We start from the raw sequence: 26874 nt of genomic DNA on the forward strand, positions 1-26874 counted from the left end.
TCGCCACCTCGCTCGATACGGGTTCCGCTCTAGCGGCTTACCGCGCGGCGCGCGAGTCGGCGGACCGGCGGCTTGATCGGCGCGCGCCGCATACCCACTCTGCGCGCTGGCGGATGTCCGCCAGGGGGAGCGTCGTCGTGCGCGCACGGGCTGTGATCGGGCTGGCCAGCGTGGTCGCTCTCGGACTCGTCGTCTACCTCCTGCGCGAGGTGATGCTGCCCTTCGTGGCGGGCATCACGCTGGCCTATCTCCTCGATCCCCTGGCCGACCGGCTGGAGCGGCTCGGCCTCGGGCGGCTGACCGCGAGCCTCATGATCCTCGCCCTGTTCGTCGTCGCGCTGGTCGTGACGCTGCTGATCCTGATCCCGCTGGCGGCCAATCAGGTCGTGGCGCTGGTCAACGCGCTGCCCGGGATGGTGTCGCGGCTCCAGGCGATCATCGCGGAGCGCTCCGGGACCCTGCTGGAGCGGGTCGGCGGCGCGGATGTGCTGAACGAGCTGCAATCCTCCGTCGGCACCCTGGCCACGCAGGCAGGGACGTGGCTCCTGGCCTTCCTGAAGTCGCTCTGGTCGGGCAGCCAGGCGCTGATCTCGATCGCGTCGCTGCTGGTGGTCACGCCGGTGGTCGCGTTCTACATCCTCGTCGACTGGGACCGGATGGTCGCGGCCATCGACGGTTGGGTGCCGCCGCGCCACCGGGCGACGGTGCGGGATCTCGCCCGGCAGATCAACGGGGCCGTCACCGGCTACGTCCGCGGGCAGACGCTGGTCTGCCTCATCCTGGGTAGCTTCTACGCTGTCGGCCTCTGGCTCGTGGGCCTCAACTTCGGCGTGCTGATCGGGCTGATCGCGGGCTTCCTGACCTTCATCCCCTATGTCGGCACGCTTACGGGCTTCCTGCTCTCGGTGGGCGTGGCGCTGGTCCAGTTCTGGCCCTCGTCCGACTGGCTGCACCTGGGCCTGACGGTGGGCGTGTTCCTCGTCGGCCAGTTTCTGGAAGGCAACGTCATCTCGCCGAAGCTCGTCGGCGAGTCGACGGGACTCCACCCGGTCTGGCTGATGTTCGCGCTGCTGGCATTCGGCACGCTCTTCGGCTTCGTCGGGCTGCTGCTGGCCGTCCCGATCGCGGCCTCGATGGGCGTGCTCGTGCGTTTCGCCCTCGCGCGCTATCTCGAGAGCCGCCTCTACCACGCCGGGCAGCCGATCCTCATCGAGCACGACGGCAAGGAGGCAGCGGCCTTGACCTCCGCGAGCGCGGGATGATCCTGCACGAGGCAATCCGGACGACGCATGCGCGAGAACGCCCCACCGCGGCAGCTGGCCTTCGACCTGCCGCTCGATCCCCGCTACGGGCGCGAGGACTTCCTCGTCGGTCCGGCCAACGAGGCCGCCTACGCGCTGATCGAAGCGTGGCCGGACTGGCCCGACAGCGTTCTCGCGCTGACCGGCCCGTCCGGCAGCGGCAAGAGCCACCTCGCTGCGATCTGGGCGGAGCGCGCGCATGCCTGGACCATCCCGGCCGCCGAGATCGGAGCCGACGCGGTCCAGCACCTCGTCTCGAACGGCGCGCTGGTCATCGAGGACATCGACCGGGCGGAACAGCGGGACGAGGCGGCGTTGTTCCATCTGCTCAATCGGGCGCGCGAGCGGGCCTGCCCGGTGCTGCTCACCAGCGCGACCGGGATCGATGCCCTCGGCCTCGTGACGCCGGACCTGCGCTCGCGTCTCCGCCTGGCGCCGGGGATCGCCATCGAGGCTCCGGATGATGCCCTGCTGCGCGCCGTGCTGGTGAAACTGTTCGTGGACCGGCAACTGGTCGTCGATCTCGGGGTCATCGAGTCGCTGGCCTTGCGGATCGACCGCTCCCTCGGCCGCGCCCGGGACGTCGTCGCCGAACTGGATCGCGACGCGCTCGGTCGTGGGCGCCGCATCAGCCGTCCGCTCGCCCTGGCGGTGCTGCGGCGTATGGGCTTTGATGACGAGCCGGAGCCGAGTGACTGAGTGGAGAATCCGGCGGCCGTCACGGAACTGTCGTGATGGCCGCCGGTCCAGGGTGATACAGGCTCCGCCACCGTGAGGAGCCACGCGCTAGAGACAGGACTCGGAGATGGAATCGACGCAGAAGCCCATGGATCGCGACGCCGCCGACGAGGCAGCGGAGCCCCGTCGGCGCTCAGCGACCCCTTCGACGACGCGGCGCACGCCCACCACGCGGCGTTCACCGGTTGAGCTGGCCGCCGGTGTGACCACTCCGGCCGCCGCCCCTGAGAGCGCTGTCGGCACCGCCACCGATTCTACGGACGAGTGGCCGGCCGCCGCGCCTCCGGCCGAACAAACGGCGGGCGCTTCGCGGGAGCCCGTGCTCGAAGCCGGGCGCTCCCTGCGGCATTCGCCCGAGCGGTTCGTGAACCGCGAGCTGTCCTGGCTCCAGTTCAACCGACGTGTGCTGGAAGAAGCCTCCAATCCCAATCATCCGCTCCTGGAACGGCTCCGGTTCCTGTCGATCTCGGCGAACAATCTCGACGAGTTCTTCATGGTCCGCGTCGCCGGCCTGATCGATCAGGTCCGCGCGGGCCTGACGGTGCCGTCTCAGGACGGCCTGTCGCCCTCGGAACAGCTCCTGCGCATCGGTGCGGAAGTGTCCCGCCTCGCCGCCGACCAGCAGGCCCGCTGGCGCCAGCTGCGCGAGGAGTTGCATGCCGCCGATATCGACATCGTCGAGCCCGCCTCCCTCTCGGCCGAGCAGTCGGCGTGGCTTGAGGAGTATTTCCTCAACCATGTCTTCCCGGTGCTGACGCCGCTGGCGATCGATCCGGCGCACCCGTTCCCATTCATCCCGAATCTCGGCACCACCATCGCACTGATGCTGGTGCGGCCGAAGGACGGCCGGGTGCTGCGCGCCCTCATCCGCCTGCCGGGCGTGATCGATCGATTCGTGCGCCTGCCGGTCACCGACAGCGAGACGTCGGCGCGGCTGATCCCGATCGAGCAGGTGATCGGGATGTTCACCGGGCGACTCTTCCCGGGCTACCTCGTCAAGGGCAGCGGCGCATTCCGCGTGGTGCGCGATTCGGACCTCGAGATCGAGGAGGAGGCGGAGGATCTGGTCCTCCACTTCGAGACCGCCCTCAAGCAGCGTCGGCGCGGCGTCGTGATCCGCCTCGAGGTCGAGGCCGGCATGTCCGAGGATCTGCGGAGCTTCGTGGCCGACGAGCTTGAGATCTCGCCGGACGCGATCTTCCTTGTGGAGGGCATGCTCGCGCTCAACGAGCTGTCTCAGGTGGTCGGGATCGACCGGCCGGACCTGAAGTTCAAGCCCTACAATCCGCGCTTTCCCGAACGCGTCCGCGAGAGCGGCGGCGACGTGTTCGCGGCGATCCGCCAGAAGGACTTCATCGTCCACCACCCATACGAATCCTTCGATTCGGTGGTGCAGTTCCTGGCCCAGGCCGCCCGCGATCCGAACGTGGTGGCGATCAAGCAGACGCTCTACCGGACCTCGTCCAACTCCCCCATTGTGGCTGCCCTGGCCGAGGCCGCGGAACTCGGGAAGTCCGTCACCGCCCTGGTCGAGCTGAAGGCCCGCTTCGACGAGGAGGCGAATATTCGCTGGGCGCGCAACCTGGAGAAAGCCGGCGCGCAGGTGGTGTTCGGCTTCGTCGAGTTGAAGACGCACGCCAAGCTGTCACTGGTGGTCCGGCGCGAGGGCGACAAGCTGGTCACCTACTGCCACGTCGGCACCGGCAACTACCATCCGATCACGGCGCGCATCTACACGGACCTGTCGTTCTTCACAGCCGACCCGGCGATTGCTCGCGACGTCTCGCGGATTTTCAACTTCATCACCGGCTACGCTGAGCCCGCCGAACTGGAGCGCATGGCGGTCTCGCCGCTCACGCTGAAGAACCGGTTGCTGGAGCACATCGAGGCCGAGATTGCCCACGCCAGGGTCGGACGCCCGGCGGCGATCTGGATCAAGTGCAACTCGCTGGTCGACGGCCAGATCATCGACGCGCTCTACGACGCCTCGGAGGCTGGGGTGCAGATCGACTGCGTGGTGCGCGGTATATGCTGCCTGCGACCAGGCATCCCGGGCTTGTCGGAGACCATCCGGGTGAAGTCGATCGTCGGGCGCTTCCTCGAGCACGGCCGGATCTATGCCTTCGGCAACGGAGTCGGGCTGCCGCATCCCAAGGCCACGGTCTACATCTCGTCCGCCGACCTGATGAGCCGCAACCTCGACCGCCGGGTTGAGGCGCTGCTGCCGATCACCAACCCGACAGTGCATCAGCAGGTGCTTGACCAGATCATGCTGGCCAACCTGCTCGACAACCGCCAGAGCTGGCGTCTTCTGGCTTCGGGCGGATGCGAGCGGATCCAGCCCGCGGACGGTGAGGAACCCTTCAACGCGCACAAGTACTTCATGACGAACCCGAGCCTCTCGGGCCGCGGCAAGGCCTCGAAAAAGTCGAGCCCGCGGGCCCTGAGCCGGCGCGCGCAGCGTGCCTGACTTTGGCGGCGCGGTGGCACTGGGGTAAGGATTTCGCCCGACGCGCGGAAGCCGCGCGTCGGGCTCAACAAGGACTCGAACGTTTGGGCAGCCTTCGCGCCAACCTCTCCCTCGCGCACGCCGTCGAGCCGCGTGCCGACGATGCGCGCGAACCTGTCGCGATCATCGATATCGGTTCGAACTCGGTCCGGCTCGTCGCCTATGATGGGCTGACCCGGGCGCCGACGCCACTCTACAACGAGAAGGTGCTCTGCGGTCTCGGGCGCCACGTCCTCACCACCGGTCGGCTCAATGATGACGCGGTGGCCCGGGCGCTTGCCGCCCTCGCGCGCTTCCGGGTGCTGTGTGAGACCATGCGCGTGGGGCAAGTCTTCGTCCTGGCGACCGCGGCGGCGCGGGATGCCGAGAACGGTCCGGACTTCCTGCGCGCCGCCGAAGCGGCCTGCGGCCACGAGATCCAGCTCCTCTCCGGCCGCCGCGAGGCCGAGCTCTCGGCGCTGGGCGTCATCTCCGGCTTCCACGCGCCAGACGGTGTCGTGGGCGATCTTGGCGGCGGGTCTCTGGAAATGGTGGACGTGCGCGGCAGCGTCGTCGGCCAGGGCGTAACCATGCCGCTCGGCGGCCTTGCCCTGCAGGATCTCTCCGGCGGCTCGGTGAAGAAGGCCGCCAAGATCGTCCGCGAGCACATGCGCAAGGCGGCTCCGCAGCTGGAAACCCTGCGCGGCCGGACCTTCTACGCGGTTGGGGGCACGTGGCGCGCGCTCGCCCGGCTGCATCAGGCCGCCCGCGGCTACCCCGTCCACGTGATGCACGGCTACACCGTGGAGCCGAGCGACGAGCTGACCTTCCTGCAGATCGTCGAGCAGACCGACGTGTCCCTGCTCCAGGATGTCGACGCCATCTCGGAAGCTCGCCGCCCCCTGCTGGCCTACGGTGCCGCGGTCTTGGAGGAGATCATCCGGGTCGGGCGGCCGCGGGAGGTGGCGATCTCGGCTTCGGGCGTGCGCGAGGGTCTGCTGTTCGAGCAGCTGGACCGGGAGGTGCGGCAGATCGATCCGTTGCTCGCGTCGGCAGCGGAGTTCAACGCCCTGCGCGCCCGCGCCCCCGCCACGGCGAGGAGCTGATCGCCTGGACCGACCGGTTCGTTGAGACGCTCGATGGACACGAGACCGCCGACGAGCGCCGCCTGCGCCACGCCGGCTGCCTGCTCTCCGATGTCGGCTGGCGCGCCCATCCGGATTACCGCGACGCGCAGAGCATCGGGGTCATCCAGAATGCGGCGTTCGTCGGAGTCGATCACCCGGGACGGGCCTATCTCGCCTTGGCGGTCGCGCTCCGGCACACCGGCCTCGCCCCCGAAAAGGCCAACCCGGTCCTGCGCGGAGTCGCGGGCCCGCGCCTGTTCGAGCGGGCACGCCTCCTCGGCGCCCTCTTGCGCGTCGCCTTCCCGATCTCGGCCGGGATGGGCGGCGCCCTCGGCCATGCACCGCTGACCGTCGAGGACGGGCGGGTGACCCTGCGCCTGTCCCGCGAGTGGGAGGCGCTGAGCGGCGACCGCCTACTGAACCGTGTCCGCGGGCTCGGGCGCGTGGTCGGCCTCGACGGGCGGATCGAGGTCGGCTGAGGGCGCCGCGGGCCGCTATCGCCGACAGCATCCCGACGTCCTCCGCGGATCTTCACGGGAGAGCGCGGGCTGCCTGGAGCGAGGCGTACGGGCAGAGGTTCAGCACCCGCACAACGAGGCCAGCGAGGCCGCCCGATGAAGCGTCCAGCCGCCGACGCTCAGGCGACGCGATCGGAGAAGATCGCTTTCTTGACCACGGCGTGGACGCCCCAGTTGCCGTCGACCACCTGCGTGATCCCGAAATCGACCGCCACCGACATGAGCGAGATCGCCTCGTCCTCGGTCAGTCCCTTCGCGTGCATCAGGAATTGCCGCATCTTGCGGAAGGCGTCGCGCATCGCGAGATCGATCGAGGATTTCTGAAAGATAACGGATTGCGCCTCCGGACCTAGGTCGCGCAGATAATTCGGATAGCTGAATCCCGACAGCACCCAGTCGTCCCGGGTCTCGATCATCGGGAAGTCGAGGGCTTCGAGCGGCGTCCCGGGCAGGTCGGTCTTCTTGTGGAGGATGAACTGGAAGGTGCCGGTCAGCGAACACTCGATCGCGGTGCCGCACAATTCGGAATCACCCTGGCTGGCATGGGGATCGCCCACGGAAAACAGAGCGCCGGGCACCGCTACGGGATAGTAGAGTGTCGCGCCCTTGCCGATCCGCCAGTTGTCGATATTGCCGCCGGTGTAGCTCGGCGGGATCGTGTTCACCCGGTCGGCCTCCGCGGGCGCGACGCCCATGGTGCCAAAATGCGGGCGGATCGGGACGCGGATCCCCTTCAAGACCTCGAAGGTCTTCTGCGTCTTGGCATGGTCCACCGGCAGGCCGGGATAGTCGATGGTCGGGTGGGAGACGCCGAACGGATCGGTCACCCCCGGCCAGCGGAAGCTGTAGACCGCCCGCGCCCAGTCACGCTCTCCGGTGGCGTCCACCTCATAGATCGTGACGACCTCCCGGGGCTTATCGCCGGTGATAAGATCGTTGTAGTGATAGCCCCACCACGCCGCCGCGTTGCTGCCGAAGGCGAGCCCCTTGTACTTAGGGTTGGCGCAGGGTCGCGGCGCAACGTCGAGGATGCGTACCTCCAGCACGTCCCCGGGCTCGGCGCCCCGGATCGCCACCGGGCCGGTGCAGATATGCACGCCGAGGCCACCACCGGGGCCAGTCTTAGCGTCCAGGGCACCGGCGCCGCGGGGCGAGACGCCCATCTTGTCCTTCGTCCAGAGATAGACGCTCTCGGCGCCCGGATCGCCCTGGATCATCCGCTCGGCATCGTCGCTCGCCTGATGGGTGAGCGTCTCGATGGTGACGAAGTCGCCGGATGCGATCTCGACCTGCGGCTTGAGGCTCCGGCTGAAGAAGCCCCAGTGCACGGTCTCCGCGTTGGCCGGCAGGTGATAATGCGCGGTCGCGGCGATCTTCGCGCCGCTCGCCTGGGCGAGGGCCGGGCTCACCAGCGACGGGCCGCCGGCCGCGAAGGCCGCGGCCGCGCTAGTCGCCGCGAAGCTGCTCTTCAGGAAGGCCCGCCGTTCCGGTTCAAGATCCTTCTGGAACCTACGCCGGTGCTTCTCGAAGGCGTGGCAAGTCGGATCGTCGCCGGCGCACATGGCTCATCTCCCGAGGTTTGGCCAAGGGGACGGGGAAGCAAGTCGACGGCCACGCCTGCAGCCGTCACGCGGCATGCTCACTCCGAGATCATGCCGACGCCGCCCTCCTCGCTCTTGGCCGGAGCCGACGGATCCGCTTGGGCCTCAACCACCGCCGCGGCGGTCACATTGACGATGCCGCGGGCGGTGACCGAAGGCGTGAGGATATGCGCCGGCTTGGCCGGCCCGATCAGCAGGGGGCCGACCGGCAGGGCATCCGCCAGCACCTTGGCGAACTGGAAGGCGATGTTGGCGGCGTCGAGATTCGGGAAGATCAGAACGTTGGCGGCGCCCTTGAGCCGCGAGCCCGGAAGCACGCGATCGCGGACCATCTCGTTGAGGGCCGAATCCGCCTGCATCTCGCCGTCGACCATCAGATTCGGGTCGCGCTTCTGCAGGAGCGCGAGGGCGTCCCGCATCTTCATGGCCGAGGCCGAATCCGACTGGCCGAAGTCCGAATGGCTGAGCAGCGCGATCTTCGGCGTGAGTCCGAATCGGCTCACGTGGCTGGCGCAGGCCTGAGCCACGTCGGCGATTTCCTCGGCGGACGGATTGGGTCGGACGTGGGTATCGGCCAGGAAGTAAGCGCCCTCGTGCGTCACCACGAGGCTCATGGCGGCGCACTGCTCGACCCCGGGCGCCAGCCCGATCACGTCGCGGATGATCCGCAGCCGCGTCTCGAACCGTCCCTCCAGGCCGCAGATCAGGGCATCGGCCTCACCGCGGCGGACCGCGATCGCGCCGATCACGGTGTTGTTGGTGCGCACCAGCGTACGGGCGGCGTCCGGCGTGATGCCGCGTCGGCCGGCCACCTCGAGATAGGTCTGCACGTAGGCGCGGTAGCGGGGATCGTCCTCCGGATCGATCAGCTCGAAATCGCGCCCGTGCTCTAGGGACAGGCCGAAACGCTTGAGCCGCGTCTCCACCACCCGCGGCCGCCCGACCAGGATCGGGAACGCGACCTTGTCCTCGACGATCGCCTGGACGGCACGGAGCACGCGCTCGTCCTCGCCCTCGGCGTAGATGACGCGCTTGGGCGCTTCCTTCGCCTTGGAAAACAGCGGCTTCATGATCAGGCCGGACCGGTGGACGAACCGGTCCAGGCTCTCGACGTAGGCGTCGAAATCGGCGAGCGGCCGGCCGGCGACGCCAGACTCCATCGCCGCCTTGGCCACCGCCGGCGCGATGCGCAGGATCAGGCGTGGATCGAATGGGCTCGGAATCAGCGATTTCGGACCGAACGGCCGGGCCTCGCCGCCATAGGCACGGGCGACCACGTCCGAGGTCGTCTCGTGCGCGAGGCCCGCGATCGCCTTCACAGCGGCCTTCTTCATCTCCTCGTTGATCTTGTGGGCGCCCACATCCAGCGCGCCGCGGAAGATGTAGGGGAAGCACAGGACGTTGTTGACCTGATTGGGAAAATCCGACCGGCCGGTGCAGATCATTGCGTCCGGCCGTTCCTGCTCGGCCAGGTCCGGCATGATCTCCGGATAGGGGTTGGCGAGCGCCATGATCAGAGGCTTCTCGGCCATCTCCTTCAGATATTCGGGCTTGAGCACACCGCCGGCCGAGAGGCCGATGAACACGTCGGCGCCAGGGATCACTTCGGCGAGCGTCCGCTTGTCGGTCTCCTGGGCGTAGATGTCCTTCCAGCGGTCCATCAGTTCCGGGCGGCCCTTGTAGACCACGCCCTTGATGTCGGTGACCGTGATGTTCTCGCGGGTCGCGCCGAGCGACACGAGAAGGTTCAGGCAGGCCAGTGCCGCCGCTCCCGCGCCCGATGTGACGATCCGGACGTCGGACAGGTTCTTGCCGGCGAGTTCAAGTCCGTTGAGGACGGCCGCCGCCACGATGATCGCGGTGCCGTGCTGGTCGTCGTGGAAGACCGGGATGTTCATCCGAGCCCGGCACTGCTCCTCCACCTCGAAGCACTCGGGCGCCTTGATGTCCTCCAAGTTGATGCCGCCGAAGGTCGGCTCCAAGGCGCAGACAACGTCGACGAGCTTCGAGACGTCCTTCTGGTCGACCTCGATGTCGAACACGTCGATGCCGGCGAACTTCTTGAACAGGACTGCCTTGCCCTCCATCACGGGCTTGGAGGCCAGGGGACCGATATCGCCCAGGCCCAGGACCGCCGTACCGTTGGAGAGCACCGCCACGAGGTTCTGGCGAACCGTGAGGTTGGCAGCCTCTTGCGGATCGTCGTGGATGGCCATGCAGGCTGCCGCCACGCCCGGCGAGTAGGCCAGTGCGAGGTCGCGCTGGTTGCCCAGAGGCTTGGTGGCCTGGATCTCCAGCTTTCCGGGCTTAGGCAGGCGGTGGTAGATGAGCGCCCCGGCCTTGAGGTCCTCGGACATGTTATCGGCCATCGCCCACGCTCCCGCTCACCTGCTTTCCCGAGGACGACGCGATCGCGCAGCGCACGGGCTCCCGTCGTGACCGGTCTGTTGCACCGGCTACGCAGGGGGCGCAACCCGCACAACGAGACCCGAATCCACCTCGCCAAACTGGCGAGGACCTACGGCTTCTCCATAGGCGCTTATTCGTATGGGCGTCCAAAAATCCGCTTTCCCGAGAGCGGACGGCGGCTGACGATCGGCCGCTATTGTTCCATTGCCGACAAGGTCGAGATCCTGCTCGGCGGCGACCACCGGCTCGATTGGCCGTCGACCTACCCGTTCGCGGCGATGCGAGGGCTGTTTCCGGACGCTCGAGCCCCGGAGGATTACCATGCGTCCCGGGGCGACGTGGTGATCGGGCACGATGTCTGGCTCGGCTCGGGCTGCATGGTCCTGTCGGGCGTCACGGTTGGGCACGGCGCCGTGGTGGCGGCCCGGGCCGTGGTAAGCCGCGACGTGCCGGCCTACGCAGTGGTGGCGGGCAATCCCGCACGGGTGGTGCGCCGCCGGTTCGACGAGGCCACGGTGGCGGCGCTGACAGCGGCGGCGTGGTGGGATCTCCCGCACGCGACGGTGACACGGCTGGTGCCGCTGCTGCAGAGCGGGCAGGTCGAAGCCCTGCTCGCGGCGTTGCGCGGGAACGCGGATTCCCGTACCGGCGAGGCCCAGCTCGAAGCCGCTCCGAGATCCGGACTATGACCGACACGCCTCCCGACCGCCTCGCCGCCAACCCGAACAGTCCCTTCTACGACGAGAAGGCGTTGGAGCGCGGCGTCGGCGTGCGGTTCAAGGGCGTCGAGAAGACCAACGTCGAGGAGTATTGCGTGAGCGAGGGCTGGGTGCGGCTCTCGGCCGGCAAGACCCTCGACCGGGCCGGCAATCCGATGACGGTGAAGCTGAAGGGTGCCGTGGAGCCCTACTTCCGCGATCCGACGCCGGAGGCCTGATCGGCCTTCCGGGCGAGTGATGCCCGGAAGTTGCGGACCGCGTCCGACACCATGCGTTCGACCTGCTCCCGTGAGCGCGGGCCGACGATGACGAGGCTCGTCAGGATGTCGGCGCGCCTGGAACGCTGATTGGCGGTACGGGCGTGATTCGACACGCGCAGGTGCCATGAGCAACTGACGGGCCTGAGATAGAGACTATCACCGCGCTCATTGCGCGCGGTCACCACAAAACCTTCCTGCTCAAGCAGGCGCGCCGCCAAATCGAGCGCCGCCAGCGGCAGGATCGGTCTCCCGGATCCGCTCATGGCCCGGCCGGCTCGATGGTACCGAGGGTGCGTCGCCCCAAGATCCGCGATTTCACCGATAGGGCGGGCCGCTCGATCCAGAACCACGACAGGGCGGCCACCGGCAGCGTCATGGCGAGGGCCGGCACGAGAAGAGCGAGCCCCGACGGCTCCGGCCACAGGGCGTGCAGGCTCTGCTGGATCGGCCAGCCATAGAGATAGATCCCGTAGGACAGGTCGGCGGAGGGATCGAAAAGGCCGCGCGCCATGGGTCCCAGGGCGAGCCAGACGACACCGTAGGCCTCCGCCAGGAACAGTAGCGCGGGATAGGCCGGCGTCCGGGCGAGCACGAAGGTCCCGAAGACCAGACAGGCGAGGGCGGCCGTCGAGATCCGAAGGCGCTCGCGCCACAGGTACAGGGCGGCTCCGGCCGAGAAGATCAGCGGCAATCGCAGGGCGGTCTCGGTGCCCTTGGGCAGCTCGGCCCCGTGCCACCCGCCGACGGCAACCAGGGCGATGGCGAGGCCGATGACGATCACGAGCGCGGCCCCCCGCCTCCGAAGCAGGCCGCATAGGGCGGCGGCCAAGACGCCGAGATAGCACAGGACCTCGTATTTGAGCGTCCAAACCGTGCCGAGGGGCGCCCTGTACGGGTTGGCCTCGAAGACACCGGGGAGCGCGGCATTGCTCTTGAAGGTCGTCAGCGTCGCGCGGATGAACGACCAGAGGCCGGGGTCGCGCAGGTACTCGGCCAGGGGCAGCCGGGTGAGCGCTGCGCCGAGCCCGAGCGACACCATCAGCGTCGCCGCAACCAGCCCCGGCAGGATCCGCAGGGTCCGGGCGATCGCGTAGTCGCGGATCCCGCGCCGGTCGCAGCTCATGGTGACCAGGAAGCCCGACACGGCGAAGAAGCCGTTCACCGCGTGCTCGCCGAGGGTGAAGCCGGTGAGCCGGGCCAGCGGCTCATCCCCGGCAGCGCCCGTCGCCACGCTGAAGGCATGCGATACGACGACCGCGAGCGCGAGGAAGAGGCGCAGACCGGTGAAGCCGTTGCGCGGCCCCTCCAGGGCGGTCGCGATGGTCGAGGCCGCCATTAGCGCAGGCCCTCCCGCGCGAGTGCGTCCTGGCCACGCAGGAAGGCGAGCGCGCCGGCCGCGGAGCCGCCGTAGCGCTCCAGTCCCGACCGTCGCAGGGCCAGGGCCGACAGGAGCACCTTCGGCAGGTTACGCGCGATTCCGGCAGGGCTCGGATCGGGCAGGCCGTACTTCCGGCTGACATAGGCCCGCGACCAAGCCTGATGCCAGCGCGTGCGGAACACCCGCCCCGGTTCCGGCGCGGATGAGCGACCACGGCCATGCAGCGCCTCGGCGCCATGGACGTGGACGAGCGCCCGGCCGGCATCGGCGACGCGTCGGCACAGGTCGTCGTCCTCGTAGAACAGGAAGATGTTCTCGTCGAAGCCGCCGAGCTCCAGGAATAGGGCGCGCGGTATCATCAGGCAGGCGCCGGAGAGGAACGGCGTACAGGCATCGCCCTGCGGCAGGGCCGGGCGGCCGCCCGGATTGGTCAGATAAGGTGCCAGCAGGGAGCGTGCCTGAAAAAAGAATCGCCCGTCGGGCTCGACAATCCGGGGCGCGTAAAGACCGGCCTCCGGCCATGCGCGGGCAGCATCCAGCAAAGCGTCGACGGCACCCGGACGCAGGACGATGTCGGGATTCACGATGAGGACGCGCTCTGCCGTCGCGGCGGCCCGGACGCCCCTGTTGTTGGCGCGGCCATAGCCCTCGTTGCGGGCGTTGCGGATCACCTGGGCTCCGGCGGCCTCCGCGACCGACGCGGAGGCGTCCCGGCTGGCATTATCCACCACGATCGCCGGGACGTGCTGGCCGGCCAACGCCGCGAGGCAGGACGGCAGCACGTCCGCGCTGTCATGCGCGACCACGATCGCGACGAGGCTCGCCACGGCGCGGCGAACCCGTCAGCGAGTCAGGCCTTCTTCTCGGGCAGGTTGAGCCGGATGTGCAGCTCGCGCAGCTGCTTGGGCGTCGCCTCGGAGGGCGCGCCCATCATCAGGTCCTCGGCGCGCTGGTTCATCGGGAACAGCACCACCTCGCGGATGTTCGGCTCGTTGCACAGGAGCATGACGATGCGGTCGACGCCCGGCGCAATGCCGCCGTGCGGCGGAGCGCCCATGCGGAGTGCGTTCAGCATGCCGCCGAACTTCTGCTCCAGCACCTCGTGGCCGTAGCCCGCGATGGCGAACGCCTTCTCCATGACGTCCGGACGATGGTTCCGGATCGCCCCGGAGGACAGCTCCACGCCGTTGCAGACGATGTCGTACTGGAAGGCCTTGATGTTGAGGATCTTCTTCGTGTTGGCGCCGGTCTCGTCCTCGGATGCCAGCGCATCGAGATCGAGGTTCAAGAACTCGTCGCGGTCAATGTTGGGCATGGAGAACGGGTTGTGGGAGAAGTCGATCCGCTTCTCCTCCTCGCTCCACTCATACATCGGGAAGTCGGTGATCCAGCAGAAGGCGTACTGGTCCTTGTCGCACAAGCCCAGTTCGTCGCCGATGCGGATGCGCGCCTTGCCGGCGAGGCCGGCGGCCTTGCCCTCCGGGCCGGCGGAGAAGAACACTGCATCGCCGGATTTGGCGCTCGCCCGCTCGGCGATCAGAGCCTGAACCTCGGCCGGGATGAACTTGGCGATCGGCCCCTTGCCGGAGAGCTGACCGTTCTCCTCCTCGAAGACGATATATCCGAGACCGGGCGCGCCCTCGGAGCGGGCCCAGTCGTTCAGCCTGTCGAAGAACGAGCGCGACTGCGCGGCCGCCCCGGTCGCCGGGATCGCGCGGACCACGCCGCCGCCGGCGATCACACCCTTGAACGCCTTGAACGCGACGTCGTCGCGGGCGAACAAGTCGGTCACGTCCGCGATGATCAGCGGGTTGCGCAAATCCGGCTTGTCGACGCCGTATTTCAGCATCGAATCCGCGTAGGTGATCCGCGGAAATTCCCCGGTGACGCGCTTACCCTCGGCGAACTCTTCGAACACGCCGCGCAGGACCGGCTCGACCGCCTGGAACACGTCCTCCTGGGTGACGAAGCTCATCTCGATATCGAGCTGGTAGAACTCGCCCGGCGAGCGGTCGGCGCGGGCGTCCTCGTCGCGGAAGCAGGGCGCGATCTGAAAGTACCGGTCGAAGCCCGCGATCATCGTCAGCTGCTTGAACTGCTGCGGCGCCTGCGGCAGCGCGTAGAACTTGCCGGGATGGACCCGCGACGGCACGAGGTAGTCGCGCGCGCCCTCCGGGCTCGACGCGGTCAGGATCGGGGTCTGGAACTCGAAGAAGCCGCCCTCGCGCATCCGGCGGCGGAGCGAGTCGATGATCGCGCCGCGCTTCATGATGTTGGCGTGGAGCTTCTCCCGGCGCAGGTCGAGGAAGCGGTACCGCAGCCGTGTCTCCTCCGGATATTCCAGGTCGCCGAAGACCGGCAGCGGCAGCTCGCCCGCGGGACCAAGCACCTCCAGGTCGTCGATGTAGACCTCGACCGCGCCGGTCGGCAGCTCGGCGTTCTCGGTCCCGGACGGGCGCGTCCGGACCCGTCCGTCGATCCGCACGACCCATTCCGAGCGCACGGTCTCTGCCGCCTTGAAGGCCGGGAAGTCGGAATCGACCACGCACTGCGTGAGTCCGTAATGGTCCCGCAGGTCGACGAAGAGCACGCCGCCATGATCGCGGATGCGGTGGCACCAGCCGGAGAGGCGGACACTCTGTCCGACGTCGGACGGGCGGAGCGCCCCGCAGGTGTGGGAACGGTAACGGTGCATGACGGGCTTCTTCCGAGGGAAGGCCGGCACCATTCACGCGAGGCCCCCCAAGTCAAGCGCAGGACCGGCACGATGGCTGCGAAACGGGCCGCGCGCCGCGCGTTCGGCCAGCCGGCCGGACTACCGGATCGGCCGCCCGATCCCCATATGATCTCCATGAGTCACAACGCTTTTTCCCATCCGGCGGCCGCCCCTGATCCGCCGATCGCAGAGGCTCCAAGCTCGTGGCGGACCCTGCCGCTCGACGGCCATTTCGACCTCGTCTACGAGGATGCCACCGGCGCGTGGAGCAATCGGTCCCTCGATGCGCGCGAGTTGAAGCTCGGTCCCGGGCGGATGCTGCTCGGCGGCATCGATGCCCGCCGCGGCGGCTATCGCGGCTTCCGGGTCGATCGGATCCGGCGGCTCATCGACGGCGCGACGGGCGAGCGCATCGAGACCGGCATCCTTGACCGGCTGCTGGCGCGTGCGGAGGCGCAACGCCGCGCCGATGCCGTGCGGATCCGGGGCCAGGCCCGGGCACGGCGCAGGGCGAGCCTCGCCGCCGCGGCCAGGGCATTTTCCGCCTAGGGAATGCGGGGAAATATGGGGACCTTCGCGCCTGTCCCTCCCCATGATGGCGGCGGTTGCGTATAGCCGGGACATGGACCTGATCACCTCAACTGACACGCTGCGTGAAACCTGCGCGCGTCTGGCCGCGCAGCCCTTCGTGACCGTGGACACGGAGTTCATGCGCGAGACGACGTATTATCCGAAGCTCTGCCTGATCCAGATGGCGGCTCCGGACGGCACCGCCGTGCTGGTCGATCCGCTCGCGCCGGGGATCGATCTGCAGCCCTTCATCGACTTGATGGCCGACGAGCGCACCGTGAAGGTGTTCCACTCCGCGCGCCAGGATCTCGAGATCATCTGGTTGATGGGCGGCGTGCTGCCGCACCCGTTCTTCGACACCCAGGTCGCCGCGATGGTGTGCGGCTACGGCGACTCGGTCTCGTACGAGCAGCTCGTCAACGATGTCGCCAAGGCCAAGATCGACAAGTCCTCGCGCTTCACCGACTGGTCGCGGCGGCCGCTTTCGGAGGCCCAGCTTACCTACGCCCTGTCAGACGTGACCCACCTCGTGAAGGTCTACGAGGTTCTCGTGGCCGAGTTGCTGCGCACGGATCGCGGCGCTTGGCTCGACGAGGAGATGGCGGTGCTGACCTCGCCGGACACCTATCGGGCCGAGCCCGCGCAGGCCTGGCGCAGGCTGTCGGGCCGGATGCGCAAGCCGCGCGAGATCGCCGTGCTGATGGAGGTGGCGGCCTGGCGCGAGGGCGAGGCGCAGGCGCGCAACGTTCCCCGCGGGCGCGTCCTCAAGGACGAGGCGGTGATCGACGTGGCCTCGGCCGCACCGCGCAACGCCGAGGCGCTGGCGCGGCTACGCACCATCCCGGCCGGGTTCGAGCGCTCACGCACGGGCGCCGAGATCCTGTCGGCCGTCGAGCGCGGTCTGTCGCGCGACACCAGCGAGATCCGCATGCCGGAGCGGATCCGCCGGAGCGGCGGCAACGGCGCGATCGTGGAGCTCCTCAAGGTGCTGCTGAAGGCCGTCTGCGAGGCCGAGGGCGTGGCTCCGAAGATCATCGCCACCGTAGACGACCTCGAATCCCTCGCGGACGACGATGCCGCCGAGGTGCCGGCTCTCCAAGGCTGGCGTCGGGTGCTGTTCGGCGAGAAGGCCCTGGCCCTCAAGCAGGGTCGGCTGGCGCTCTCGGTCGTGGCCGGCCGCATCGTCGTGCGGGAGCTCGACGCAATGCCGGCTGACGCAGAGCCCCTCGGGAATGGCTGACAACGGGTCGTCGGTCCCCGCCCAACCTGAGCTGTGCGCGTGACACGTCGGCGGGTCGGGATTAAATGGCAACAGGGTTGCCGATTAATCCCCTCCGCGTCGTGCGTATGTTCGAGCCGAACGAAGTCTTAAAGACGTTGACCGGCCGTGGGCTGGTTTCGGCGGAGGGTTGCGGCTCCGTGCGGGTTCGTTACCGCGTGGTCATCGAGCGACGGGAAGGCGGCGTCGTCGCCTTCGGCAATCTCTACGGCAGTCACGCCAATCTGCGGCCCATCTGGCTTGAGCCTGACGCCCAACTCCGGCTCGCGAACGGCCGCCGCCTGACGATATCCCTGACCGATCTCGTGGGCGACGTGGCCGAGTTCGAGGGAACGGGGCCGGTCGGCCCGCTCTAGGCGGACGTCGAGAGCCTGATTTCGCCGCGCATGGCGACTCAGAGCCTCGCGCTGCGATGTGCGGCCGCAGGGCGACGCGGGGCCCACATCGCGCGGCCCTGCGAAAACCGGTCTGCTGCACATCTACGATGAGGGGATCGATCAGTCCCGGGGGAGGGGTCCTCCGGCCCGGCCGTCGCGCGTCTTCCAGCGTCCAGTGACCCGGGATGATTCGGCAATCTTCTCGCGCGAACCCGCCGAAGCATTCTTGGATCCCGATCAACGACGAGTGCGGCGACTGGGCGCACGGCCACCGCGTCGGCGGTTCCGTCGCCGGGGAGGCCCCTGGACGCCTTCGCACCGCAAAGATTCCTCCGCGCCGACGCCGAAGCGATACGGTCCGGCTCCCGCCACGCGCGCATATGGCGCCGTAGCAAAGCTTCGCCCCCTGCAAGACCTGCATAGGAAGGCGTCACATCGGCGTGAGGACAATCCCGAACGAAGCCGAACTAATTGTGCGTCGCAACATTTTCTTCTGCGGCACAATGACAGGGACTAGGCTTGTGTCACCCTAAACGAAGCTTTCACCGCGGGGGTTATCGCGCGGAAGAGCGAGTTGACGGCGCTCAAAAATCTCTTAGAGTTCGTTCAAGCCTCGGTTTCGAGGGAGCCGCCCCAGGGATGGCGGTTCCTGGCTAGGGGATCGGTAGATCTCCTCGAAGTCCACTATGCCCGCTACCGAGGCGTCCATCCCTGTCGCAAACAGTCAGGTCGGAGTCCGAGCGACGCCCTTCTCTACGCGCGCCGCAACGACCCTTAAAGACTTGTCGGAGGAACCCATGAGAGCAGTGCATCTCCTTGCGCTCGGCGCGGGTGTTGCGGCCGTCGCCGCGCCGGCGCTGGCCAACGAAAGCGTCATGAAGGGCATCGCCAATCCGGCGGAGCAGGTCCTTCAGACGGTAGACTACGCCAATACGCGTTATTCCAAGCTCGATCAGATCAACGCCAAGAACGTCAAGGATCTCCAGGTTGCCTGGACGTTCTCGACCGGCGTTCTGCGCGGCCACGAGGGCTCGCCGCTCGTCATCGGCAACATGATGTACGTGCACACGCCGTTCCCGAACATCGTGTACGCCCTCGACCTCGACCACGAGGCGAAGATCGTCTGGAAGTACGAGCCCAAGCAGGATCCGTCCGTGATCCCGGTCATGTGCTGTGACACGGTCAACCGTGGTCTGGCCTACGCCGACGGCGCCATCCTCCTGCACCAGGCCGACACCACCCTCGTGTCGCTCGACGCCAAGACCGGCAAGGTCAACTGGTCGGTCGTGAACGGCGACCCGAAGAAGGGCGAGACCAATACCGCCACGGTTCTGCCCGTGAAGGACAAGGTCATCGTCGGCATCTCGGGCGGCGAGTTCGGCGTGCAGTGCCACGTCACCGCCTACGACCTGAAGACCGGCAAGAAGGTGTGGCGCGGCTACTCCGAGGGTCCGGACGACCAGATGCTGGTCGACCCGGAGAAGACCACCTCGCTCGGCAAGCCTGTCGGCAAGGACTCCTCGCTGAAGACCTGGGAAGGCGATCAGTGGAAGACCGGCGGCGGCTGCACCTGGGGCTGGTTCTCGTACGATCCCAAGCTCGACCTGATGTATTACGGCTCGGGCAACCCCTCGACCTGGAACCCCAAGCAGCGTCCGGGCGACAACAAGTGGTCGATGACCATCTGGGCGCGTAACCCGGATACCGGCGTCGCCAAGTGGGTCTACCAGATGACCCCCCACGACGAGTGGGACTACGACGGCATCAACGAGATGATCCTCACGGATCAGAAGGTTGACGGCAAGGAGCAGCCGCTCCTGACCCACTTCGACCGTAACGGCTTCGGCTACACGCTGAACCGCGCGGACGGCAACCTGCTGGTGGCCGAGAAGTACGACCCGGCCGTCAACTGGGCGACCAAGGTCGACATGGACAAGGGCTCGAAGAACTACGGCCGTCCGCTGGTCGTGTCGAAGTACTCGACCGAGCAGAACGGTGAGGACACCAACTCCAAGGGCATCTGCCCGGCGGCCCTCGGGTCGAAGGATCAGCAGCCTGCGGCCTTCTCGCCGAAGACCAACCTGTTCTACGTGCCCACCAACCACGTCTGCATGGACTACGAGCCGTTCCGGGTGACCTACACCCCGGGCCAGCCCTACGTCGGTGCGACCCTCTCGATGTACCCGGCCCCGAACTCGCACGGCGGCATGGGCAACTTCATCGCGTGGGATGGCGTCAACGGCAAGATCAAGTGGTCCAACCCCGAGCAGTTCTCGGTGTGGTCCGGTGCTCTGGCCACCGCCGGCGACGTGGTGTTCTACGGCACGCTTGAGGGCTACCTGAAGGCGGTCGACGACAAGACCGGCAAGGAGCTCTACAAGTTCAAGACCCCGTCGGGCATCATCGGCAACGTGATGACCTACCAGCACAAGGGCAAGCAGTACGTCGGCGTCCTCTCGGGCGTGGGCGGCTGGGCCGGCATCGGCCTCGCGGCCGGCCTGACCGACCCGAATGCCGGCCTCGGCGCGGTGGGCGGCTACGCGGCCCTGACCCAGTACACCAACCTCGGTGGTCAGCTGACGGTCTTCGCTCTGCCGAACTAATCGGCCGCAGGGTGCAAGTGTAAAATCGGTGCCGGCGCGGGTTCCCGCGCCGGCATCCTTGTGATTAGACTCATGCGCAAGAGGCTGCGGCTCGAAGGGAGACGAAAGGCCTCGCGCCTAGGGAGACACATGCTTTGTTCAACCTCAGCACGATCGTAACGCGGCCGGTTATCGCCGCCCTCGCCCTAGCCACCGTGTCCGCGGTGGCCGTACATGCTGAGGATGCCAAGCCTGCCGACCCCGCCCTCGCCAACTCGCTCAACGCCAACGACAAGACGGCCGAGCAGGACGAGAAGCTCCTCAAGAAGGATGCCGCCGTTAAGGTCGAGGACGGCAAGTACCTGGATGCCGAAGGCCATCCGACCTTCCGCGTGACGCAGGACGGCAAGAAGCTCGATTGGTATACGTATTCCGGATACCGCCGCTACCACGCCGAGTGCCACGTCTGCCACGGACCGGACGGCATGGGCTCGACCTACGCGCCGGCGCTGAAGGACTCGCTGAAGCACCTCTCCTACGAGGAGTTCATCGGCATCCTGGTCGGCGGCAAGCAGGACGTGAACGCCTCCGAGCAGAAGGTCATGCCGGCCTTCGGCGACAACAAGAACGTCATGTGCTATTCGGACGATCTCTACGTCTACTTGAAGGCGCGTGCCGCCGGAGCGATCGGGCGTATCCGTCCCTCGGAGCACGAGGACAAGCCCGAAGGCGCCCGGAAGTCCGAGAAGGAGTGCATGGGCGGTTGATGTCGTCCCCTGCCCGGATCCTTGCACTCTGCGCCCTGTCGTTGACGGTGGCGCAGGGCGCTCACGCCCAGCATCTGCCGGATACGGTCACCACCGACGTGCTGCGCGTCTGCGGGGACCCGGGCAACATGCCGTTCTCCGAACGCAAGGAGGACGGCTTCGAGAACAAGATCGCGGCGATCATCGCCGATGAGCTGAAGATCAAGGTCCGCTATTACTGGCTGACCCAGGGGCCCGGCTTCGTGCGCAACACGCTCGGGACCGGCCTCTGCGACCTCATCATGGGTCAGGCCTTCGGCAGCGACCTCGTCCAGACGACCAACCCGTATTATCGCTCCGCCTACACGCTGGTCACCCGCGCGGGCGAGTTCGACGGCGTCTCCGCCCTCGACGACCCGCGCCTGAAGGGCAAGAGCATCGGGGTGATCGCCGGCACGCCGCCGGTCAACCGGATGGGCGAGCTCGGCCTCGTCTCCAGCATGAAGGCCTACGCGCCATACCAGCTCGATCCGGCCCGCAAGCACCAGACGGTGGCGGCCGAGATCGTCGCGGCTCTGGCCTCCAAGGAGATCGACGCCGCCGTGCTCTGGGGCCCGGCAGCCGGGTGGCTCGCCAAGCAGTCGGGAACGGCCATGCGCGTCGTGCCGCTGCTCAAGGAGCCGGAGCGGCCGCCGATGGCCTACCGGATCGCCATGGGCGTCAGGATCGGCGAGAACGACTGGAAGCGCTCGCTGAATACCGTGCTGCGCAAGCGCAAGGCCGACATCGATAAGGTTCTTCGCGACTACGACGTGCCGCTCCTCGACGAGGAGGAGAACAGGCTGGCCGAACCCGGCGAACGGTGAGCGGCCGGTTGTCCGACCCGCCACCTCATCCTGAGGTGATGTGTGGGAGGACCGTGACGGGCCTCGGCGGTACGCGTGCGGCCCCCGATTTCAGACCCGCTCAATCCCCGTGCGATCGAGCTTTGCCAGGGCCTCCGCCGCACGCTCGCCCCCGATGACGAGATCCGGCGCGATCTCGACCAGGGGCACCAGCACGAAGGCCCGCTCGCGCACGTAGCGGTGCGGCAGCACGAGACGCGCGTCGTCCACGGCGGCGCCCTCGTAGGACAGGACGTCGATATCGATCACCCGCGGCCCCCAGCGCTCCTCGCGCACGCGGCCGAGTTCCTGCTCCACGCGCAGGCACGCATCGAGCAGGCCGTGCGGGTCCAGATCGGTCTCGACCGCGACGGCGCCATTGAGGAACCAGGGCTGATCGGTCCTGCCCCAGGGCGGCGTGCGATAATCGGCCGAACGCGCCACCACCCTGATGCCCGGTGTCGCGTTGAGACCGGCGACCGCCCGGTCGAGCATCGCGGCCATGTCGCCGACATTGCTGCCGATTCCGAGATAGGCCCTCATGGATGGCTTTCGCGGCGGCGCGTGATCTCCACGCTGACACTCTCCAGGATGGCGGGAACGGGGGCGCTCGGCTTGTCGATCCGCACGGTGATCGCCTCAACCGGCGGGAAGCCCGTCAGGATCGAGGTCGCGATCGCTTCCGCCAGCGCCTCGATCAGGTTGAAGCGGCGCTCCGTGGCGATCTCGACCGCAACCTGCGTGAGGTCTGCGTAGCTCACCGTACCGCCGACGTCGTCGGAGCGTCCCGCCGGACCGAGATCGAGAGCGGCTTCCAGCGTGATGTAGAAGCGCTGGCCGAGCACCGCCTCCTCGGGCAGCAGGCCGTGGCGGCCGAACACCGCGATGCGGGTCACGCGGATCACGTCGCCGGCCATGCTCAGCGGCCCTCCGGCCGCATGACGGCATCGACCACGCGCATGGCATCGACGTGGGCCGCCACGTCGTGCACCCGCACGATGTCGGCGCCCAGCGTCGCGGCGACCGCATGCGCCGCCAGCGAGCCGTGGAGGCGGTCGGCCGGGCGGGTCTCGCGATCGTGCAAGCGTCCCAGCAGCGACTTGCGGGAGACACCGACCAGAACCGGAAAACCGAGGGCTCGAATCTCAGGCAGCCGCCTCAAGGCTTCCAAGTGCTGTGTCCAGGTCTTGCCGAAGCCGACCCCCGGATCGAGCACGATATCGGAATCCTGGATGCCGGCCCGATGGGCGATGGCAAGCGACCGCTCGAAGAAGGCGAGCATGTCGGCGACGATGTCGAGGTCGGGCTCGATCGTCTCGCGGTTGTGCATGATGATGACCGGCGCACCATGCGCCGCCGCCACGGTGGCGATGTCGGGCTCGCGCTGAAGCCCCCAGACGTCGTTCACGATCCGAGCGCCGGCTTCCAGCGCCACCCGCGCCGTGGACGCCTTGTAGGTGTCGATGGAGATCGGCACCGCCAGCCGGGGTGCCACGGCCCGGATCACCGGCAGGACCCGTGCCTGCTCCTCCTCGGCCGGGACCGGCGTATGGCCGGGCCTCGTGGACTCGCCGCCGATGTCGAGGATCGCCGCGCCTTCGGACACCAGCCGCTCGGCCTGGGAGACGGCCTCGGCCTCTCCGGCGAACAGGCCTCCGTCCGAGAAGGAATCGGGCGTGACGTTGAGGATGCCCATGACCAGCGTGCGCCCACCGAGATCGGGCAGGAGGTCGGACAGGCCGGGGGAGGGGGTCACGGAGCGGGTCCCGTTCACGAGCGCGGTTCGGGAGCCGGTCTGCGCGAATCGCGCGGCCGGCGCAACGCCGGCCGCGCAATCCACACTCAGCCGCGATAGCAGCGGATCTCGGCCTCGGCCTGGGCGCGCCGCAGATCGGCGACCTTGTCGTCGAAGATCTTGGTCGACTTGAACTCGTTGGCGCGGTTGCCGATTCCCTGACGCATCGACAGCACCGTGCTCGCCTGCACGTACTTGTCGTAGGGCAGGATCGCGGCAAGCTGGTCGAGCGAGCAGGAGCACTTCTGCAGGCTCTCGCGCGTCTGGCCGTTGGCCGCCATGCAGCCGAACACGTAATCGACCCGCGCATCGGTCGGGTAGTCGTTCTCCTCGGCCGCCCAGCCGGCCAGCCCCGAAACCGTCAGGGCGAGGGCGGCGAGGGCGGTGCGGCTAGCCAGCCTTCTGGTCATAGTTCAGCTTCTCCTCGAGCAGTTCGCCGCCGTCCTGGCTCTTCGACGACGCCTCGATCGAGACGATCTCGCCGGGGACCGAAGGGGCGGTGACGAAGGTGTAGGTCATGTCGTCCATGCCGCGCATGCGTTGCGTCATCGCGTCGCCCGCGAACGGCTTCGTGACGACGCGCCAGCCGTCGACCTCGCGGCCACCGATGGTCACCTTGGTGGGCGTCACGGTCGCCTTCTCGCGCAGGCCCTTGCGGATCGCGAGCTTCAGGTAGCGCGGGTTGGCTTCCAGGACCTTCGACAGCACCCGAAGGTGGTTCTCCAGGAACAGGGAGACGACCGGATTGCCCGCCATGTCCTCGAAGGGGCCGGCCGGCACGCGATTCAACCCTGAGAACATCGTGACGGAGATGTCCCGCGCCTCGGGACTCTTCCCGGGCTCCATCTTGAGCGTCACCGTGTCCTCGAGCGGCGCGCCGAACGGCCCCTTGGAGATCCCGGAACGGCGCAGGTAGTCGTAGGTGATGGTCGAGCCGGGGGCCGTGTTCTTCATGTGCGGCTGATCGAACAGCAGATCGGCCGCGCTGGGCGGCGCCGCGGCGTTGGCCTGGGTGACGGCGGGTTTCGGCGCGTCCTCGGCGAAGGCCGGCAGCGCGGTCAGCGCCAGCGCGATGGCGGTCGTGGCGAGACCTCTCACGACTTGAACTCTCACGAGTGCACTTCCTCCTTCAGCGGCGACCGGACGTTGCTGCCGATCGTCCGATAGACGTAATCGGGCGGATTCTCGGCCGCCTCCTCGACGGCGAGCGCCCGCACCTTGGCGTGGAGCGGGGAGAGCGAGCACGCCGGATCGGTCGCCGCGGCATCGCCCGCGAGCGCCAGCGCCTGGCAGCGGCAGCCCCCCCAATCCTTCTCCCGGCGGTCGCAGGAGCGGCAGGGCTCCTGCATCCAGTCGGTGCCGCGATAGGCGGTGAAGGCCGGGGAGTCGCGCCAGATCTCGCCGAGGGAATGATCGTTGACGTTCCAGAACTCAAGCCCCGGGATCGTCTCGGCGGCATGACAGGGCAGCACCTTGCCCTGAGGGGTCACGTTCATCAGCTTGCGGCCCCAGCCGCCCGCGCAGGCCTTCGGATACTTCGCGTAGTAGTCGGGCACGACGAGGTCGATCACCAGCTGGCCTTTCAGGCGCTCGCGGGCCGCCTCGACGATCCGGATCGACTCGTCCACCTGCGCCTTGTCGGGCATCAGCGCGGCGCGGTTGACGTAGGCCCAGCCGTAGTACTGCGTGTGCGCGACTTCGAGGCGCTTGGCGCCCATCTTCACCGCAAGGTCGATGAAGCCCGCAACCTCGTGGATGTTGCCGCGGTGGATCACCGAGTTCAGCGTCAGCGGTAGTCCCAGCTCCACGACCTTGGCGGCAAACTCGAATTTCTGCGGCTGCGCGTTCTTCAGGCCGCCGATCTTCTCGGCGTTCTGCGCGTCGACCCCCTGCACCGAGAGCTGCACATGGTCGAGGCCAACGTCGTAGAGGGCCTGGAGCTTGCCCAGCGCCCCGCCGACCCCCGACGTGATCAGGTTGGAGTACAGGCCGAGGTCGGCGCAGGTCTTGGTGATCTCGACGATGTCATTGCGTGCCGTGGGCTCGCCGCCGGACAGGTGGACGTGCAGGACACCGAGGCCGGACGCCTCCTTGAGAACGCGTTGCCACGTCGCCGTGTCGAGCTCGCCCGACCGGCGGTCGAGCTCCAGCGGATTGGAGCAATAGGGGCAGCGCAGAGGGCAGCGATGGGTCAGCTCGGCGAGCAGGCCCACCGGCGCCGGCGCTTCGGGCCGGTTCGGTGTCAGGGCATTCATCGCTCTAGAACTCGCTTCTCGGCGAGCCCGTCGAGCATCGCCAGGATGTCGGTCTCGATGGCCCGGGGATCGGCCGCGTAGGTCTTGCCCAGTTCGTCCGCGATCTCCGCGACGCTGCGGTTGCCGTCCACGAGCTTAAGCACCGCCACGGCGTTGTCGTCGAGGTCGAAGGTGCGCTCAGGCGCGAGCAGGACGTACTTGCCGCGGGTCTCGTCGTTGCGCAGCCGGACGCCGCGGGGCAGGCGCGGCCGGTCCCCGGCCGTCATCTTGCCGGCGGCGGTGCCGCCCTGAACCGGCGCGCGCTCAGCGACGAGGCCTTCGCCCGGCTGCCACGCGTCCGGCGGGATCATGCCGGGCGCCACGTAGGCGAAGTACAGGGCGTCGAGCTGTGTCCAGAGGACGTTGCACTTGAACGTCAGCGCCGCCATCGCCCGGCGCTGCAGCTCCGGCGTCGTGGCGTGCTGCTTGACGTAGTCCAGGGCGAAGTCGGCATCGCGCGGCGCCTGGGTCAGACGCTTGTCGAAATAGGCCAGCGTCTCCTTGGTGATGAAGTCGTAGTTCTTGAGCATCCCGGCGACGCGCTCGGAGATGATCGTCGGCGAGAACATCTCGGTCAGCGAGGAGGCGATTGCCTCCAGCAGCGTCTTCTCGGAGACGAAGTGGACGTAGGCCTCGACCGAGAACTTCGTGGCCGACAGGATGCCGCGGGTCGACAGCACATACTCGCGATCGAAGCCGACGCCCTCAGCGAGCTTCAGCCAGCGCTCGATTCCGCCGTCGCCCTCGTGGTCGCCGTCATGATCGACGATGCGCTGCCGCCAGACGCGCCGCAGCGAGGCGTCCGTCATCCGGGCGAGCACCGCGGCGTCCTTCACCGGGATCATCGCCTGGTAGTAGTAGCGGTTCAGCGCCCAGGCGCGGACCTGATCCTTCGACAGCTTGCCGTCGTGCAGGAGCCGGTGGAACGGGTGCAGGTTGTGGTAGCGCCGCGCGCCGATGTCCCGCAGGGCCGCTTCCAGCTCGTCGGGGCTGAGGAGACGCTGGCTGTCGGCGGTGTCGGGTGTCGGGAAGACTGCGTTCATGGCGTATCCGGCGTCCGTTCTTGGGTCGCGTTTCCTGTGGCGCGGTCTC

At 68.0% G+C, this 26874-nt stretch carries 24 protein-coding genes and 1 pseudogene; 12 read left to right on the top strand and 13 right to left on the bottom strand.

What is annotated here, in order from left to right; translation table 11 throughout:
* The first annotated feature begins 137 nt into the window (after positions 1–137).
* The 4 genes and pseudogenes from MMSR116_RS16305 to ppx all read left to right on the top strand — a co-directional run bounded on the left by MMSR116_RS16305 (position 138) and on the right by ppx (position 6133).
* Positions 138–1262, top strand: a complete 1125-nt coding sequence (locus MMSR116_RS16305; protein ID WP_039892174.1) for an AI-2E family transporter — start codon at positions 138–140, stop codon at positions 1260–1262.
* A 27-nt stretch (positions 1263–1289) separates the two neighbouring features.
* Positions 1290–2000: a DnaA ATPase domain-containing protein gene (locus MMSR116_RS16310; RefSeq protein WP_010682043.1), complete on the top strand. Its 711-nt coding sequence runs from the start codon at positions 1290–1292 to the stop codon at positions 1998–2000.
* Between the two features lie 106 nt (positions 2001–2106).
* Positions 2107–4509 carry an RNA degradosome polyphosphate kinase gene (locus tag MMSR116_RS16315; protein WP_010682042.1) on the top strand — a complete coding sequence of 801 codons (2403 nt, stop codon included), beginning with the start codon at positions 2107–2109 and terminating at the stop codon, positions 4507–4509.
* Positions 4510–4592: 83 nt separating this feature from the next.
* Positions 4593–6133, top strand: a pseudogene (ppx, locus tag MMSR116_RS16320) (exopolyphosphatase).
* 158 nt (positions 6134–6291) lie between these two features.
* Here ppx and MMSR116_RS16325 read toward each other — a convergent pair.
* Positions 6292–7734 carry an acetamidase/formamidase family protein gene (locus tag MMSR116_RS16325; protein WP_010682040.1) on the bottom strand — a complete coding sequence of 481 codons (1443 nt, stop codon included), beginning with the start codon at positions 7732–7734 and terminating at the stop codon, positions 6292–6294.
* Between the two features lie 77 nt (positions 7735–7811).
* Positions 7812–10142 carry an NADP-dependent malic enzyme gene (locus MMSR116_RS16330; protein WP_010682039.1) on the bottom strand — a complete coding sequence of 777 codons (2331 nt, stop codon included), beginning with the start codon at positions 10140–10142 and terminating at the stop codon, positions 7812–7814.
* 78 nt (positions 10143–10220) lie between these two features.
* On the opposite strand from MMSR116_RS16330, the gene MMSR116_RS16335 reads away from it, so the two are divergent.
* Both MMSR116_RS16335 and MMSR116_RS16340 read left to right on the top strand, forming a co-directional pair.
* Positions 10221–10871 carry a CatB-related O-acetyltransferase gene (locus tag MMSR116_RS16335; RefSeq protein ID WP_051072132.1) on the top strand — a complete coding sequence of 217 codons (651 nt, stop codon included), beginning with the start codon at positions 10221–10223 and terminating at the stop codon, positions 10869–10871.
* Positions 10868–11119 (top strand): DUF3297 family protein, encoded by a 252-nt coding sequence (locus MMSR116_RS16340; protein ID WP_010682037.1) that lies wholly within the window; start codon positions 10868–10870, stop codon positions 11117–11119. Before MMSR116_RS16335 ends, MMSR116_RS16340 begins: the two co-directional genes overlap by 4 nt.
* On the opposite strand, the gene MMSR116_RS16345 is transcribed toward MMSR116_RS16340, so the two are convergent.
* Genes MMSR116_RS16345 through aspS form a run of 4 tightly spaced genes read right to left on the bottom strand, consistent with a single transcriptional unit; the run spans position 11089 to position 15234 of the window.
* Positions 11089–11424: a hypothetical protein gene (locus MMSR116_RS16345; RefSeq protein WP_039892172.1), complete on the bottom strand. Its 336-nt coding sequence runs from the start codon at positions 11422–11424 to the stop codon at positions 11089–11091. The two genes, MMSR116_RS16340 and MMSR116_RS16345, sit on opposite strands and share 31 nt — an antisense overlap.
* Entirely contained in the window at positions 11421–12497 is a 1077-nt protein-coding gene (locus tag MMSR116_RS16350) for an acyltransferase family protein (RefSeq protein WP_010682036.1), read from the bottom strand. The genes MMSR116_RS16345 and MMSR116_RS16350 overlap by 4 nt, the downstream gene beginning before the upstream one ends.
* Positions 12497–13366, bottom strand: a complete 870-nt coding sequence (locus tag MMSR116_RS16355) for a glycosyltransferase family 2 protein (protein WP_010682035.1) — start codon at positions 13364–13366, stop codon at positions 12497–12499. Before MMSR116_RS16355 ends, MMSR116_RS16350 begins: the two co-directional genes overlap by 1 nt.
* Before the next feature lie 23 nt (positions 13367–13389).
* Entirely contained in the window at positions 13390–15234 is a 1845-nt protein-coding gene (aspS, locus tag MMSR116_RS16360; protein WP_010682034.1) for an aspartate--tRNA ligase, read from the bottom strand.
* Between the two features lie 147 nt (positions 15235–15381).
* Between aspS and MMSR116_RS16365 the strand changes: the two genes are divergently transcribed.
* The 6 genes from MMSR116_RS16365 to xoxJ all read left to right on the top strand — a co-directional run bounded on the left by MMSR116_RS16365 (position 15382) and on the right by xoxJ (position 21675).
* Complete coding sequence (locus MMSR116_RS16365; protein ID WP_432419911.1) at positions 15382–15804, top strand: hypothetical protein; 423 nt, start codon at positions 15382–15384, stop codon at positions 15802–15804.
* 73 nt (positions 15805–15877) lie between these two features.
* Positions 15878–17065, top strand: a complete 1188-nt coding sequence (gene rnd / locus MMSR116_RS16370; RefSeq protein WP_039892171.1) for a ribonuclease D — start codon at positions 15878–15880, stop codon at positions 17063–17065.
* A 107-nt stretch (positions 17066–17172) separates the two neighbouring features.
* Positions 17173–17460: a hypothetical protein gene (locus tag MMSR116_RS16375; RefSeq protein WP_039892169.1), complete on the top strand. Its 288-nt coding sequence runs from the start codon at positions 17173–17175 to the stop codon at positions 17458–17460.
* An 818-nt stretch (positions 17461–18278) separates the two neighbouring features.
* Entirely contained in the window at positions 18279–20084 is a 1806-nt protein-coding gene (xoxF1, locus tag MMSR116_RS16380; RefSeq protein WP_010682029.1) for a lanthanide-dependent methanol dehydrogenase XoxF1, read from the top strand.
* Between the two features lie 134 nt (positions 20085–20218).
* A complete protein-coding gene (locus MMSR116_RS16385; RefSeq protein WP_010682028.1) occupies positions 20219–20830 on the top strand; it encodes a c-type cytochrome, methanol metabolism-related in 612 nt (203 codons plus the stop codon).
* Positions 20830–21675, top strand: a complete 846-nt coding sequence (gene xoxJ, locus MMSR116_RS16390; RefSeq protein WP_191991817.1) for a rare earth element methanol dehydrogenase accessory protein XoxJ — start codon at positions 20830–20832, stop codon at positions 21673–21675. Before MMSR116_RS16385 ends, xoxJ begins: the two co-directional genes overlap by 1 nt.
* 90 nt (positions 21676–21765) lie before the next feature.
* On the opposite strand, the gene folK is transcribed toward xoxJ, so the two are convergent.
* The 7 genes from folK to pqqC all read right to left on the bottom strand — a co-directional run bounded on the left by folK (position 21766) and on the right by pqqC (position 26825).
* On the bottom strand, positions 21766–22236 hold the full coding sequence (gene folK, locus MMSR116_RS16395) for a 2-amino-4-hydroxy-6-hydroxymethyldihydropteridine diphosphokinase (RefSeq protein ID WP_010682026.1): 471 nt from the start codon (positions 22234–22236) through the stop codon (positions 21766–21768).
* Entirely contained in the window at positions 22233–22610 is a 378-nt protein-coding gene (gene folB, locus MMSR116_RS16400; protein WP_010682025.1) for a dihydroneopterin aldolase, read from the bottom strand. The genes folK and folB overlap by 4 nt, the downstream gene beginning before the upstream one ends.
* 2 nt (positions 22611–22612) lie before the next feature.
* Positions 22613–23449 carry a dihydropteroate synthase gene (folP, locus tag MMSR116_RS16405; RefSeq protein ID WP_010682024.1) on the bottom strand — a complete coding sequence of 279 codons (837 nt, stop codon included), beginning with the start codon at positions 23447–23449 and terminating at the stop codon, positions 22613–22615.
* Positions 23450–23535: 86 nt separating this feature from the next.
* Positions 23536–23898, bottom strand: coding sequence for a hypothetical protein (locus MMSR116_RS16410; RefSeq protein WP_010682023.1), 363 nt, complete (start codon positions 23896–23898; stop codon positions 23536–23538).
* Positions 23879–24586 carry a hypothetical protein gene (locus MMSR116_RS16415; protein ID WP_039892166.1) on the bottom strand — a complete coding sequence of 236 codons (708 nt, stop codon included), beginning with the start codon at positions 24584–24586 and terminating at the stop codon, positions 23879–23881. The genes MMSR116_RS16410 and MMSR116_RS16415 overlap by 20 nt, the downstream gene beginning before the upstream one ends.
* Positions 24587–24597: 11 nt before the next feature.
* Positions 24598–25743 (bottom strand): pyrroloquinoline quinone biosynthesis protein PqqE, encoded by a 1146-nt coding sequence (gene pqqE, locus MMSR116_RS16420; RefSeq protein WP_010682021.1) that lies wholly within the window; start codon positions 25741–25743, stop codon positions 24598–24600.
* Complete coding sequence (pqqC, locus tag MMSR116_RS16425; RefSeq protein WP_010682020.1) at positions 25740–26825, bottom strand: pyrroloquinoline-quinone synthase PqqC; 1086 nt, start codon at positions 26823–26825, stop codon at positions 25740–25742. Before pqqC ends, pqqE begins: the two co-directional genes overlap by 4 nt.
* Between the last annotated feature and the right edge of the window lie 49 nt (positions 26826–26874).

The organism is Methylobacterium mesophilicum SR1.6/6 (assembly GCF_000364445.2).
In the GTDB taxonomy this organism is placed as follows: domain Bacteria; phylum Pseudomonadota; class Alphaproteobacteria; order Rhizobiales; family Beijerinckiaceae; genus Methylobacterium; species Methylobacterium mesophilicum_A.